Origin of the sequence: Siphonobacter sp. SORGH_AS_0500 (genome assembly GCF_031453245.1) — a bacterium.
Lineage (GTDB): Bacteria > Bacteroidota > Bacteroidia > Cytophagales > Spirosomataceae > Siphonobacter.
Genome location: NZ_JAVIYT010000001.1, coordinates 4504687 through 4519429, shown reverse-complemented (window position 1 = coordinate 4519429; position 14743 = coordinate 4504687). Strand labels below are relative to the sequence as shown.

Sequence of the window (14743 nt, the reverse complement as noted above, 5' to 3'; positions counted from 1 at the left end):
AATTTTAGGTCAAATTCTTCACTCAATAGCTCGTTTTTTTAAACATGGCAGAAGCAAAAGGTACGGACGCAGGGCAAAAGTTAAAAGCTTTGCAAACCACCATTGAAAAATTAGACAAAGCCTACGGTAAAGGTACGGTCATGCGTCTTTCAGATGCGAAAGTTCTGGATATTCCTGTTATTTCAACGGGTTCTTTAGGACTGGATCTGGCCTTGGGCATTGGCGGGGTTCCGCGTGGACGGGTGGTAGAGATTTACGGACCTGAATCTTCAGGTAAGACGACTATTGCCATGCATTGCATCGCTGAGGCTCAGAAAAAAGGAGGCTTAGCTGCATTTATTGATGCAGAGCACGCCTTTGATCGTAGTTACGCAGAAAAATTAGGCATCGATACAGGTAATCTTCTCATTGCTCAGCCTGATAACGGTGAGCAGGCTCTTGAAATTGCCGAGCATCTGATTTCCTCCGGTGCTATTGATATTATTGTGATTGACTCCGTCGCCGCTTTGGTTCCTAAAGCTGAGATCGAAGGCGATATGGGGGATTCGAAAGTAGGTTTGCAGGCTCGTTTGATGTCGCAGGCTTTACGTAAGATGACTGGTATCATTAACAAAACTTCCTGCTGCTGTATCTTCATTAACCAGTTACGGGAAAAAATTGGTGTGATGTTCGGTAACCCCGAAACCACTACGGGGGGTAATGCTCTGAAATTCTATGCATCGGTTCGTCTGGATATTCGTCGGGCGGGTCAGATCAAAGAAGGAGCGGACAGCATTACGGGTAACCGTACGCGGGTGAAAGTGGTTAAAAACAAATTAGCTCCTCCATTTAAAGTGGTTGAATTCGACATCATGTATGGCGAAGGAATCTCGAAAGTGGGCGAAGTGCTGGATTTAGCTGTTGAACTCGAAATCGTGAAAAAATCAGGTTCCTGGTTTAGCTACGGTACCAACCGTTTGGGCCAAGGTCGCGACGCAGTAAAAGAGATCCTCAAGGACAACCCCGAACTGCTGGACGAACTGGAAGCTAAAATCAAGGAAAAAGTAAAAGGTGATGATGAAGCTTTAGTGGACACACTCGAGCCTAACATTGTTGACGACGGTAAAGAAGAATAAGTATTTGTATTATCGTTTTCGAAGAACCCTACTGACTATTATAGTCGGTAGGGTTTTCTTTTATAGTTTATAAACATTCAATAATCAGTATACGTTTTAAGGCAGATTCAGCAGTCATTAGAATAAATTAATAGCGGACTGACTTTAATTATTACCAGTAAATCTTAGTATCTTTCCAAAGACAATGGAATTATCCCCGCCAACTCATGAAAAATATCCTGATTACCCTGTTACTACTGACAGGCTTTCCAGCCCTTCTTCGGGCTCAGCAACCCGATAGTCTTTTACTGGCTTCGGCCAAGTCTTCTACTCTGGTCGCAAAAGACACCTCCAAGGATTTATTTACCAAAGGAAGACAAGATGCTCAGCTGCATTATAAAAAGTACAAAGCGGCTCGCAATGCTACTTTTCTAAGCAGTGTGCTGGTTCCTTTCATTGGAATTATTCCTGCCGTGATAAGTTCAGACAAAGGCCCTAAACTAGAAAACTTGGGTTTTCCGAACGCTGATCTAATGAAGTCGCCCGATTATGCTTCGGGTTATAGGCAAAGAGCCAAACAAATCAAACAAAAGAAAATCTGGACTAGCTGGGGTTTAGCTTTCGGTATTAATGTCGCCGCTCTGGTTATTATCGCTAATCGATAGAAATAAGGCTATCACAAAAGCAGCAGGAATGGATCTCCCTGCTGCTTTTGCCTTTATACATAAATCATCTTTCGGCTCATGCCCCCATCAACGGTAAAGTTTTGACCTGTAATAAACGAATTAGCGGGATCACTTAAGAAGATAACCAGATTGGCAATATCGTCGGGGTTACCTACACGACCCGCTGGGTGCTGTTCGTGGTCGGCTTTACTGAGTTTTGCGGGTTTTTGATCCGAAGATTTTTGATAGGCCGTAACGTCAATCCATCCGGGAGAAATACAATTTACCCGAATGTCAGGACCCAGACTGATAGCCAGAGCATGTGTCAGAGCAAAAATTCCTCCCTTCGAGGCTGAATAAGCAAACGTGTCGGGCTCCGACTGAAAAGCCCGGGTGGAGCAGAGGTTAATAATGATTCCTTTACTTGCTTTCAGGTAAGGAGCACAAACCCTGCTACCCCAAAACGGACCCGAAAGGTTGACATTTATACCCTGAGCCCAATCTTCAAAACTCCAGTCTTCCAGCGGCTTATTTTCAAAAATGGCTGCATTATTTACGAGTATATCAATGCGGCCGAAAGCTTCAACGGTTTGCTCCAGAGCTTTTTCAATGGCTTTGGGCTGAGCAATATCACAGGGTAAAGCCAGTACGTGACCGAGTTTCTCGAATTCCTTCTGGATTTCACGTAACGCTTTTTCGTCCTGTTCCCAAATGGCTACTGAGCAACCTTTTTCGAGTAATCGCTGGCTAATGACCCGCCCAATTCCCTGAGCACCGCCGGTAATAATGGCTACTTTTCCCTGCATGATTTTCTTAAATGATCTGGAAAAGATCGCTTAAAAAAGCATACAAAGTCCTAACGGGGATCGTCAATCTGGCCCTTCATGCGGTAACGAAGTAATACTTTTTTACCGGACACTTTTTCAAGCATAGGCCGTAAAATTTTACTAGCATTCTCGCGGGTTTGTTCTAAGATCCCCTGATTAATAGCCGATTGGCTGACCTGCTCTTCGGCTTTCTTAAAGGCCTCATCAATCAGCAACGCTTCATCGGTAAAGGCATATTCGGTGTTATACACCTTGGATTTGGAATGATCAATTTTGGCAACGCAAATTTCGGGTTCGGGCAAACGCACGATGAGTGTATCCCGCATTTCACCAATATCGGCAACGGTCATTTTAGTTAAATCCAGACAGCCAATGGCTTCGCCCTGAATGATGAGCAGAGCTTTGCCGTCGGGCAGAAACTGACGGGTAATTTTTTGATCGACGACATCTCGGAAGTTATACTTGACTAACTCCAGTTTTCCCAGCGAGGTGATTTGCTGAAGAACGACGTTGTGATTGGTAACAACTTCGGAGCGGCCCGAGGGATCAAAAAACTTGCGGGCTTTGATTTGTTCCCAGCCGTAAATGATACCGACTACGAGCAGAACTAGGAAGAGCAAACGAAGAAGCAAACGCATAAGTCAGGGGTGGATTTATAGAACCATGAGATTACAGCCCCGAAGGTCTGAGTTATCAAAACGTCCCAACACCCGAAAAGTTTGAAGCTCCCTGCCGTAACTTCCTAAGTCTTTCGTTTCCAGAAAACTACAGGAATCAATGTTGGCCAAATCAATAATATTAATGCCGCCCGTGCTGCGGGTTTGCCGACCGGGCTGATACAGATGAAACGGATCATTCACATCCCGAAGGGTAATTTTCATACTGGCGGGCAAGTGAAACAAACCTTCGCCGAAAGAATAGCCCTGGGAGAGTAACTCCGTCATTCCGTATTCTGAATGAATCACAGGAACATGAAAAGCCTGGGTGAGAATTTCGTGTAACTGCTCGCGAAGTAACTCTTCTCTACGGCCTTTCATGCCCCCCGTTTCCATGACAATCAAATGATTCATTCCCTCTAGAAAAGATAAATCAGCAGTTTCGGCCAAATCTAAAAGGGCGAAAGTAACTCCGATAAGCAGGACTTTTTTCTCAGGTTTCTGCCTCAAAACAGAGAGTCGTTCCAGCAATTCGTCGGTATTATGCAGGTAAAAGCCCGAATAGTCGGATTGGGTTTTAGCAATGAAATGCCGAACCATGTGGACCAGCGATGAATTCGACCGTTCCAGGTACGAGGGCAGCAGAGCCAGGATATGAAAATCCTGAAGCGGACCGTAAAAAGCTTCGAAAATACGTTCACTCACCGCATCATAAAAATCAGGGTCCGTTACCAGATGCTGACTGGTGATCTGGCCCGTGGTGCCACTGCTGGCAAAGGTTGTTTTTACCGTTGCAGAAGTGCTTAATATGCGGTGCGATTTAAAAAACTCAATGGGTAAGTAAGGAATCTGCTCAAGCGAATGAACCTGCTCAGGCTTGATGGCTAAATGAGAAAGGTATTGCTGATAAATGGCATTCTGCCGGGCCTGAAGCCGGAAGACTTCCAGGCTCAGATCCTCAAAATGGTGGGGATTTAGCGATACTATTTTATCTTTAAGTTCTTCAGTAATAGGCATTTGTCTGTGACTTAAATAACCCTATAGGGTGAATTTTTACAAACTTACTTAATTTAGCAGGGGCTAATGTAACTTTAAGAGTGAATTGGTCGTTTATGACAGTGACTATAAAAATTAGGTTCCTATGATGCGGGTATTATTTACGTTTTTAATCCTTGGTGCGGGGCTATATCTAGCGAGTTGTACGACCGAGCCTGACTTTTCGAATGTGCCTAACTTGCTCGACGGAAGCACTACCATTAGTAAAACAACCAACACCGACCGCCTAGGTAATGCTCAGGATTCGCTGGTGATTGGCGTCAAATTTCAGGATGGAGATGGGGATTTGGGCTTATCCAGTAATATGTATCCTGATTCAGTGTTAATAAAAGAAGGGTATAATTATGAAGTAAAAACCCTCCGTCGCATTCGGGGCCAGTTTCAGGACGTGACGCAAAGCTTTGGCGTTTCCAACTCAGGTAACTTCCCCCGACTTCGTCAGGATAACAAAGTGGGACCCATTGAAGGTACGCTTTCGCGGTCTATTATGATTCCGCATTTAGCCGTTTCCCGAAACGATACCCTGAAATTTAGAATCAGAATCAAGGATCGGGCCCTCAATGTAAGTAATGAAGTAGAAACGCCTTCCGTTATTCTTCGGGTGCAGCAGTAAGCCATACAATTTTTCAATCATAAAAAAGAGAATGGCTTCACAGTCATTCTCTTTTTTGTTAGGTCTTTACGGGTAAGGTAATTCGGAAGGTAGTGCCTTTCCCCGGCTCGGAATTCTTGACGAATAACTTGCCTTTGTGATAGTTTTCGATGATGCGTTTAGCCAGCGTCAGGCCTAAACCCCAGCCACGTTTTTTGGTACTAAAACCGGGGTTAAACACTTGTTTCCAGTTGGATTTAGGAATGCCTTTGCCCGTATCACTGATGTCAATCACAATCTGACCGGGCTTTTCTGTCATTTGAATTCGCAACTCGCCCACGCCTTCCATGGCATCCACGGCATTCTTGCAGAGGTTTTCAATCACCCATTCAAAAAGATAGCGGTTGATGGGTATAAGCTTGCCCGCCGGAATTTGATTGGTAATCTGCCACTTGATTTTGGACGAAACCCGACGTTTGAGATAGTCCACAAACTTTTCAATGTGAGTATCCAGTGGTTCCGGCGAAAGGGTAGGCATGGAGCCAATGCTGGAGAACCGGGCCGTAATGGTTTCCAGCCGCTCAACGTCTTTTTCCAACTCCAGCACGTATTCTGTTTCGTAGCGATCGGGATCAGTCTTGAAGTATTCCACCCAGCCTTTCAAACCTGACAGGGGCGTACCTAACTGGTGAGCCGTTTCCTTAGCCAAGCCCACCCAGACCCGGTTTTGCTCGGAGCGGCGGGAAGAACTAAAGGCCAGGTATGCCAGGTAACCAAACACTAAAAGCCCCAGGAACATTACTAGGGGGTAATACTGAAGCTGCGTAAAAAGAAAGGAGTGGCTAAAGTAGATGTATCCCTTGCCAAAACCTCCGTCGTATTCTATTGGAGCATTATCTGTTTGGAATTCAGCGGCTTTCTGTTTTAAGAAATCATGAACTTCATCTGGATTCTCGGGTAAGATAATATTTCGAGGCGTGTATGTATTTTGATACTCAACGATAACCGGAATTTCGGTATTAACCTTTACAATGTTATCAAAGAAGAAGTTAAGATCGGTCTCGGCAGAACTGGTATAAGCATATTCCAGACTTTTGGCGTAGAGGCGTACTTCTTCAAGCTCATGAGCTTCTAGTCGGGAAATCAGGGAATTTGTATAGTAAAACCATCCGATGGAAAAGGCCATCAAAGTCAGGAGAATACCGATTTTAACCTGGTTTTTCTGCTGGTATAAATCACCCGACCGCATCCGGGCGGCTAAGTTACCCCGGCGGTTGTCGGCTGATGGTTTCAATGGAGGATTAGCAACGCTTTGTTTCATTTCTTTTCAACCAACGCCAAAGGCTTTTGGATTTATATACAGCCAATAAAATAATTCCAGCCTAAGTGATCCCATCATTTAGCAATGGCTTGACGATTGGGGCAAGCCTGAGTCTAATGCTCTGGATGAGCGGATTAGGAAATGACAAATGTCATAGATTAAGTTGAAAAGTTGCCTTAATCTTGCTCAGGAGTCAGGAAAAAGACCGATGTAGTTTTGATTCATTCTAAATAGAACAGAATGGGATTTATTACATCCGTCGGAAGGTTATCCTGACGTATTTTTGTGTTTTTAGTGAAGGAAATGACTACTACGTTTCGAGCAATCAGTTTATCGTACAAAACTGCTCCCTTGGCCATAAGAGAGCAGGTGGCACTGGATGAAAGCGAGGCCAAGACTTTTTCCCTGAAACTGAAAGAGCATTTTGGATTTCAGGACATTCTGGTGGTTTCCACGTGTAATCGTACGGAAATATATTATACGGCGTCAGCAAACTACGCCGAGTCAATTATTAAGTTATTAGCCATTGAAAAAGGTCTGGAAAAGCCCTCAGACCTGCCCGATTACTTTGTAGTACTGGACGATCAGCTTCAAGCCATTCGTCATTTATTTGAGGTAGCTACGGGTCTTCATTCGCAGGTAGTAGGTGATCTTCAGATTCCTAACCAGGTCAAGCATTCGTACCAGTGGTCAGTGGATGTAGATGCAGCAAGTCCTTTTCTGCACCGATTGATGCACACGATTTTCTTTTCCAGCAAGCGGGTTAATCAGGAAACCAGTTTCCGGGATGGAGCTGCTTCGGTTTCGTATGCAACGGTAGATCTAATTGCTGATTTAACGCAAAACCATGCTCAGCCTCGCGTGCTGGTAGTGGGTTTGGGTGAAATTGGAACGGATGTGGTAAAGAACCTGGCCGATAAGGAATTTGCTCAGATTACGCTCGTTAACCGTACGTATGCTAAGTCGGTTAGCCTGGCGGAAGGAACCAATTTCCGGGTGGCTGACTGGGAAAACCTGGAAGCTGAAGTGCGTCAGGCGGATGTAATTGTTTCCTCTCTGCGGGTAACAACGCCGCTGTTTACCAAAGCTTTTGTAGAGAGTCTGGACATTCTGACCTTTAAGTACTTCATTGATTTATCAGTGCCTCGCAGCATTGAAGCTCAGGTAGAAGAAGTTCCGGGAGCTCTAGTGTACTCCATCGACGATATTCAGGCGAAAGCCAACGCCGCATTGCAGCGAAGACTGGAGTCTGTACCAGCCGTACACCGGATTCTGGATGAAGCCATGGCCGGATTCCAGGACTGGTCGAAAGAAATGGTGGTATCACCTACGATTCAGAAATTCAAGCAGGCTCTGGATCAGATTCGTAAAGAAGAACTGGCCCGTCAGCTTAAACACCTGACGCCTGCCGAAGCCGATAAATTTGATAAGCTCACGGCAAATATTGTGAACCGCATTCTGCGTTCACCCGCTGTGAATCTTAAAAACGCCTGCCGTCGCGGAGATGCCGACCAACTGGCGGATGTTCTGGTGGAGCTCTTTGATTTAGAGCGTCAGCCCGAACACAAATAAAGACTATACAACAACGAGTGTATTGAAACGATGTAGAGCAAGGCTTAGGCCTTGCTCTTTTTTGTTTCTATTGATACGCCTTTTGGTATTGGGCGGGCGTTAATGTAGTAATTTCCTTGAACTGCCGATTAAAGTTAGAAATGGTATTAAAGCCGCTTTCGTAACAAATCTGGGTTATGGTAAATTTCCCTTCTATTAATAATTTGCAGGCATAACCGATGCGAACTTCACTGACAAATTCAGAAAAAGTCCGGTTGGTTCTTGTTTTAAAATACCGGCAAAATGCCGAAGGGCTCATCCCTGCTAGTGATGCCATTTCATCAAGTCTGATTTCCTGTCGAAAATGATCGAGTACGTAATCGTGTACTTTTTGCATCCGTTCGGTTTCTGATACTTTGTGCGTATTGACGTAACCCAGACTAGCAATAGGCTGGCATTCTTCGGCGTGAGCTAATTCGTCTAAAATGGCTAGTAATTGCAAAATGGCCTGAAACCCACTCGCCTGCAAAAGCTTGTGCATTCGCTCCCGAATCTGACTCTTCAACACTCCGGTAATTTCATAGCCCCGCGTAGCGTCCGTAAAAAAACTTTGTAAGCCGTGCATTTCGGGCCGTTTGAAAAAGTCATTACCCAGAAAATCTTCGGTAAAGTACACCACAATTCCCTTGGTGGAAAGCCCGGAGGGGGTCTGAAAGTAGGCCGGATCACTTCGCCAGAGGTGTGGAATATTCGGCCCTAAAAAAACGGTGTCTCCTGGTTCAAAAGGCTGAATGTTATCGCCAATGAAACGGGTTCCAGTGCCTTCTTCAACCGTAAAAAGTTGGTAATGCGGATGAAAGTGCCAGTTGGGATCAAAATGAGGAGCCGTGAGTTCCTGCATGGTAAAGGAAGCCACTTGGTTTTCAATGGATTTACGCAGAGCTAATTTCATAGTGGAAAAGATTCGACGATATATTAAAAATCGACAATATTCTGTATTTTGATGCTTAATTAAGTTGATTCTGCAATATAGGTCAAAATACAGTAGGACATGGTCAATGCGGAGACAGTATTTATCATTTTTCCATCATAAAATTGCATAATGATTTACAGCATGAATCTGCTCCTGTGGGGTGGTAATCTCGATGAATCTTTTTTTCCAACGCTCGAATTAATCCAGTCTATTGGTTTCGGTGGGGTCGAAGTGCCCTTGTCTACGAGCGATCGTCAGCACTGGAAGCCCTGGGCTCGAAAACTGGATGAGCTGGGCCTTCAGCGGCAGGCCGACGTAATCTGCGGACCCGAAGCCAACCTGATTAGTGCGGATGCAGGGATGCGTAAAGCTACGCTGGAGCATTTGCTTCGCAGCGTAGATTGTGCTGTAGAACTGGGAGCTGAAAAACTCATGGGTCCTTATCATTCTGCTTTGGGCGTTTTTACGGGACAACCTGCTACTGCGGATGAATGGAAATGGGGCGTGGAGGGCATTCAAATTCTGGCCGAATATGCCCAAAGCCAGGGGATTACTCTAGGATTGGAATACCTCAATCGTTTTGAAATGTATCTGACGAGTTGTGGAGCCGAGCTAGCCCGCTTTGTCGATGAGGTGAACCATCCCAATTGTCAGATCATGTTCGATACATTTCATGCCAATATTGAAGAAAAGAACATTGGCGAAACCATTCGGCAGTTAGGAGACCGCATCACCTTCATACAGCTTTCAGAGAACGATCGTTCTACTCCTGGTAAGGGTAATGTGGATTGGAAAGGAGTATTTGCGGGCCTTCGCGACATTGATTACCAGGGCTGGTTGAGCATCGAAGCTTTCAGTCCCAAACTCAGTGTAGCCAATATCTGGCGACAGATGTTCGATTCAGAAGAACAACTCATGCGGGATGGTCTGTCGTTCATTAAAAGTCAGTGGGAGTCGGTTCCCCAAGTAGTCAGTAACGGTCAGTTTTAACGATTTGTCTTAATTTATTAACCTTACTATTTTCAATCAGGCTTAACCTCTAATTACATGTCTTCACCCCTCAATATTGCCATTGTTGGCCTGGGATTCGGAGCCGAATTCATTCCCATTTATCAGCGTCACCCTTTAGCTAACATGTACGCCATTTGCCAGCGTACACCTGAGAAACTCAACGCCGTGGGAGATGCCTTCGGAATCGAGGTTCGTTACACGGATTTTGACGAGTTACTCAAAGATCCTAAGGTAGATGCCGTTCACATCAATTCACCCATTCCCAATCATGCCGAGCAGAGCCTGAAAGCTCTTCGGGCGGGCAAGCACGTAGCCTGTACGGTTCCGATGGCTACGAGTGTAGAAGATTGCCTGGAAATCGTAAGGGTTTCGAAAGAAACGGGCAAGAAGTACATGATGATGGAAACAGTGGTCTATAGCCGCGAATTCCTCTTTGTCAAGGACTTATACGAAAAAGGTGAACTGGGTAAAGTACAGTTTTTAAAAGCTAGCCATCAGCAGGACATGGAAGGCTGGCCAGACTATTGGCCTGGACTTCCCCCCATGCATTATGCAACCCACTGCGTAGGTCCGGTGGCTGGTTTACTGAAGTCTAGTCCTGAGTACGTTTCCTGCTTTGGTTCGGGTACGATCAGCGAAGATCTGGCGAAAATTCACAATTCGCCTTTTGCCATTGAATCAGCACACATTAAATTCAAAGACAGCGATTTAGCTGCTTATGTCTACCGTTCACTCTTTGATACTGCCCGTCAGTACCGGGAAAGTTTTGAAGTATACGGTTCGAAAAAATCTTTTGAGTGGCCGTTGATTGAGGGCGAAGAGGCCGTCATCCATACCGCTAAAAAAGAAGAACACGAAATTCCTGAGCGGGTTACTGTTCCCGATTTTGCTCATTACTTACCCGAAGAAATTCAGGCGTTCACCACCCAAGGCGTTTACGACGTAGCTGATAACACGCACCTGAGCTTTACACAAGGCAGCGGTCACGGAGGATCACACCCGCATTTAGTGCATGAATTTCTTTCGGCACTCGTGGAAAATCGCGAGCCTTTCCCAAATGCTGTACAGTCAGCCGAATGGACGAGTGTAGGCATTTTGGCCCATGAATCAGCTCTACAGGGCGGGAAGTTGATGTACTTACCCGATTTTGAGAATGCATAACGATTTAATGCTGGTAGCCGTACTCTGCGGCTACCAGTTAAGCCTGAGCATGCTAAATCCACTTAAATGATGAAAAAAATTCTGGCCGGACTAGTCGCTTTGAGTCTGTTGACGCTTACCTACTGTACGCGGCAACCCCAGACCAAGAAAGTTGAATCCAAAGGCCGACGCATCGAAATTCTTTTCCTGGGCGATAAGGGACATCACCGCCCGATTCAGATGGCTCCGTTGTTAATGGCTGGGTTGGGAGATAAGGGAATTAACCTGAGCTATACCGATAAACTGGAAGACCTTAATCCAGAGAACTTAAGCAAGTACGATGGGTTACTGGTATTTGCCAACTGGGACAGCATTCCGGCTGCCCCCGAAAAAGCCATGATTGACTTTGTTAAGAATGGCAAGGGACTCATCGCCGTGCATTGTGCTTCCTGGTGTTTTCGCAATTCGAATGTTTTCGTCAATGAAATGGTGGGTGGACAGTTCTGGAAACATGGCTGGGACACCATTCAACCCGTATGGACGAAGCCCGATCATCCGGCCATTTTTGGTGCCAAAAAGTTCAAGACGGTTGATGAAACCTACTTGCATAAAAAACTGGCGGCTGACAATGTGGTCTTAACCGAGCGGTTGATCAATGAAAAACAGGCCCAAGACAAGCCCGGACAGAAAACCGAACCTTATACGTGGGTGCGGAATTTCGGTAAAGGCCGTGTATTCTATACTGCTTATGGTCATGATGAAATTACCTGGAAACAGCCCGATTTTCATACCTTAATGGAAAAGGGAATCAAATGGGCTGTGGGAGATAAAGTCGTTGAGGAGCTTAAAAAACTCAATGTTCCCACGCTGGTGTATAAGGAAGCCAAGTTGCCTAATTACGAAGGACGTCCGGGGCCTCAGTTGAAGCCTGATCCGCTTTCGCCGGAAGAGTCGATGAAATTTTTACAGGTTAATCCTGATTTTACGCTGGGATTATTCGCCCACGAACCCAACGTGCAGCACCCCATTGCTCTGAGCTGGGATGAAAAAGGCCGCATGTTTGTGATCGTAACGCTGGATTATCCCAACGAACGTAAGGAAACCGGCGGTCGGGACTACATCCTTATGCTGGAAGATACCGACAAAGATGGCAAGGCCGACAAGTTTACCAAGTTTGCTGAAGATCTGAGCATTCCCACTAGTTTAGTGGCATACGATGGCGGATTTATTGTGTCTCAGGCACCGGATATGCTCTTTTTGAAAGATACCGATGGTGATGGAAAAGCGGATGTTCGTAAGGTATTGATCAAAGGATTTGGTACGACGGATACCCATGCCGGGCCTAGTAACCTGCACTACGGCTTTGATAACTGGATTTACGGTGCCATTGGTTATGCGGGCTTTAACGGTACCGTGGGTGGCAAGAAGCATCAATTTGGTCAGGGCTTTTTCCGATTTAAGCCGGATGGTTCCGAAATGGAATTCTTAACTAATACGTCGAATAACACCTGGGGATTGGCTTTTGATGAAACGGGTAACCTGTTTGGATCGACGGCTAATAACGATCACGGCTGGTACATGGCTATTCCTAACCGCTATATACTGGGCTGGGATAAACTTCGCATTCGCGGCGGTCGTAGCACGGATACACACAAGGATATGAAAGTACTTACCCGCATTCGTCAGGTAGACGTGTTTGGCGGATATACATCTGCGGCGGGTCATAACTTCTATACGGCCCGCAGCTTTCCAAAATCATACTGGAATCGCGTTGCTTTTGTAAACGAACCTACGGGGCACATCATCCACCAGAATACCCTAGAAAAAGAAGGTACTGACTTCCATGATATTAATGACTTTAATTTAGTAGCTGGAGCAGATGAATGGTTTTCGCCCGTTTTTTCCGAAGTGGGTCCCGATGGAGCGGTTTGGTTTGCAGACTGGTATAGCTTCATTATTCAGCATAATCCAACGCCCAGAGGTTTCGAAACTGGCGAAGGTAATGCCTACGTAACGGATCTTCGCGATAACTCACACGGAAGAATCTACCGCGTCGCTTACAAAAAGGCTCCTGCGTATCAGCCCCTGGCTTTATCGAAAGATCGGCCTGATGAGCTGGTAGCAGCCTTAAGTAATAACAATATGTTCTGGCGACAAACCGCTCAGCGATTACTAGTTGAACGGGGTAATAAAGACGTCGTAAGTAAGCTACTAGGATTAATTCAGAATCCATCGCTGGATGAAATCGGATCAAACCCCGGAGCGATTCATGCCCTCTGGACTTTGCATGGACTGGGTGTTTTGGATGGATCGAATGCGGAAGCTTTAAAAGTAGCACAGGCTGCCCTGAAACATCCGGCGGCAAGTGTTCGTAAGACGGCTGTTCAGGTACTACCAGCTTCTGCTCAAACAGCCGAAGCCCTACTGGCTGCTAATTCACTCAACGACTCCGAGCCACTAGTGGCTTTGCACACATTATTAGCGTTTACGCAGATTCCGCTCAGCCCGGCTGTTGAAAAGGCGGTATTAGCGGCTTTGTCTAATCCTAATTTTGTTTCGGATCGCTGGATGCCGGACGCCTTTACCACCGTATTTAATGCCCGTGGTTCAGAGTTACTGAAAAAGTATCTAGCCAAAGCCCCCCGTAAGTCGTCAACGACTTCTACTGCGAATGCTTCAACTGGGATGAATCATGATCATCACGGAATGAACCACGGCGAAGCTAAAAAGACGGAATCAACTGGACCTAAGGCGGATTTGGTGGTGACCCAGGTAAAGTCTTCGACGGCCATTCCTACCATACGGGAAGGGGTGACATTATCCGTAGAAGTTGAAAACCGGGGCTCTAAAGCCATTCCCGAAGGAACACCTATTACCTTGAAAATTAACGTTGCCGGGCCTAACATGACCCGGGACTGGGTAAGTTATACGTTCGTGAAAGGTCTTGCCGCTGGCGAAAAAGCCCTGATTTCAGAAGTAAATAACGGCCCCTGGGTAGGAAATATGAGCATGAACTCGGACGTTCCTGGCAATTTCACCATTGCCGTTACCGTGGATCCAGATAATAAAATTCCAGAGAATAACGAAAATAACAATGCTTATCGCCATGTTCTCAAATACCAGCCTCTGAGTAATCTGACTGGATTTGTGGTTGAAAATGCCAGCCGGGCCTATGCGGCCACGGCGACAGATGAGGAAATTCTATCTCTGGTAAGCGAGTTGAAAGAAGTTGATGACGCAGATACCAGAGCAGTACTAGCAGGTCTGAGACGTGGCTGGGATCCCAAGCGAAAAATGAGTCCGGAGGCTTCTTCACAGCAATTACTGGCCAGTCTTGAAAAGGAATTTTCGACCGATAATAAGAAAAGCTTAATCCTTTGGGCGGAAGCGGCAGGTTTGAAAAAATCAGATGAGGTATCGGATGATCCGAATCTTCAGGTAATCAAGTTGAAAACGGTGACTGAAAAACTGCAATTCAATTTGAAAGAGTTTAGCGTGAAAGCTGGTCAGCCCGTAGAGATCATCATTGATAACCCCGATCAGATGCAGCATAACTTCGTGATTGGTAAACCTAAATCATTGGAAATCATCGGTAAAGCCGCCGATGCCATGATTACTCGCCCTGATGCCGTGTATAAGAGTTACGTGCCTGAAATTCCGCAGGTAATCATTGCGACTAAGCTCATCAATCCCGACGAAAACGTCCATCTAAAGTTTGTCGCTCCCAAAGAAGCTGGTGATTATCCATTTGTATGTACCTTCCCCGGCCACTGGCGAATCATGAATGGTGTTATGCGGGTAGTGAAAGAGTCCGCATCAAATACTTCCAAATAAGGTAAATTCTTTTGCAAAAAGCC

The 14743-nt window shown here is 45.7% G+C and carries 12 protein-coding genes; 7 read left to right on the top strand and 5 right to left on the bottom strand.

Features of this window, described 5'->3' with window-relative positions; genetic code table 11:
* Positions 1-44 precede the first annotated feature (44 nt).
* Positions 45-1115: a recombinase RecA gene (recA, locus tag QE357_RS19050; protein ID WP_106637124.1), complete on the top strand. Its 1071-nt coding sequence runs from the start codon at positions 45-47 to the stop codon at positions 1113-1115.
* Between the two features lie 206 nt (positions 1116-1321).
* On the top strand, positions 1322-1759 hold the full coding sequence (locus QE357_RS19045; RefSeq protein WP_309710775.1) for a hypothetical protein: 438 nt from the start codon (positions 1322-1324) through the stop codon (positions 1757-1759).
* A 53-nt stretch (positions 1760-1812) separates the two neighbouring features.
* On the opposite strand, the gene QE357_RS19040 is transcribed toward QE357_RS19045, so the two are convergent.
* The 3 genes from QE357_RS19040 to QE357_RS19030 are packed head-to-tail and all read right to left on the bottom strand — an operon-like array spanning position 1813 to position 4259.
* Positions 1813-2565 (bottom strand): glucose 1-dehydrogenase, encoded by a 753-nt coding sequence (locus QE357_RS19040; RefSeq protein ID WP_307141387.1) that lies wholly within the window; start codon positions 2563-2565, stop codon positions 1813-1815.
* Positions 2566-2615: 50 nt separating this feature from the next.
* On the bottom strand, positions 2616-3224 hold the full coding sequence (locus QE357_RS19035) for a DUF4230 domain-containing protein (protein ID WP_309710772.1): 609 nt from the start codon (positions 3222-3224) through the stop codon (positions 2616-2618).
* A 15-nt stretch (positions 3225-3239) separates the two neighbouring features.
* Entirely contained in the window at positions 3240-4259 is a 1020-nt protein-coding gene (locus QE357_RS19030) for an acyl transferase (protein ID WP_309710769.1), read from the bottom strand.
* A 124-nt stretch (positions 4260-4383) separates the two neighbouring features.
* On the opposite strand from QE357_RS19030, the gene QE357_RS19025 reads away from it, so the two are divergent.
* Entirely contained in the window at positions 4384-4911 is a 528-nt protein-coding gene (locus QE357_RS19025; protein ID WP_157830364.1) for a hypothetical protein, read from the top strand.
* 58 nt (positions 4912-4969) lie between these two features.
* Here QE357_RS19025 and QE357_RS19020 read toward each other — a convergent pair whose 3' ends face one another.
* On the bottom strand, positions 4970-6211 hold the full coding sequence (locus tag QE357_RS19020; RefSeq protein WP_232793724.1) for a PAS domain-containing sensor histidine kinase: 1242 nt from the start codon (positions 6209-6211) through the stop codon (positions 4970-4972).
* A gap of 303 nt (positions 6212-6514) precedes the next feature.
* Between QE357_RS19020 and hemA the strand changes: the two genes are divergently transcribed.
* Positions 6515-7783: a glutamyl-tRNA reductase gene (hemA, locus tag QE357_RS19015; protein ID WP_307141382.1), complete on the top strand. Its 1269-nt coding sequence runs from the start codon at positions 6515-6517 to the stop codon at positions 7781-7783.
* A 67-nt stretch (positions 7784-7850) separates the two neighbouring features.
* Here hemA and QE357_RS19010 read toward each other — a convergent pair whose 3' ends face one another.
* A complete protein-coding gene (locus QE357_RS19010; protein ID WP_309710762.1) occupies positions 7851-8714 on the bottom strand; it encodes an AraC family transcriptional regulator in 864 nt (287 codons plus the stop codon).
* Positions 8715-8876: 162 nt separating this feature from the next.
* Between QE357_RS19010 and QE357_RS19005 the strand changes: the two genes are divergently transcribed.
* The 3 genes from QE357_RS19005 to QE357_RS18995 all read left to right on the top strand — a co-directional run bounded on the left by QE357_RS19005 (position 8877) and on the right by QE357_RS18995 (position 14720).
* Positions 8877-9725 carry a sugar phosphate isomerase/epimerase gene (locus tag QE357_RS19005; RefSeq protein ID WP_309710759.1) on the top strand — a complete coding sequence of 283 codons (849 nt, stop codon included), beginning with the start codon at positions 8877-8879 and terminating at the stop codon, positions 9723-9725.
* A gap of 57 nt (positions 9726-9782) precedes the next feature.
* Positions 9783-10907 (top strand): Gfo/Idh/MocA family oxidoreductase, encoded by a 1125-nt coding sequence (locus tag QE357_RS19000; RefSeq protein ID WP_309710756.1) that lies wholly within the window; start codon positions 9783-9785, stop codon positions 10905-10907.
* A gap of 66 nt (positions 10908-10973) precedes the next feature.
* Positions 10974-14720 (top strand): PVC-type heme-binding CxxCH protein, encoded by a 3747-nt coding sequence (locus QE357_RS18995; RefSeq protein ID WP_309710752.1) that lies wholly within the window; start codon positions 10974-10976, stop codon positions 14718-14720.
* The last annotated feature ends 23 nt before the right edge of the window (positions 14721-14743 follow it).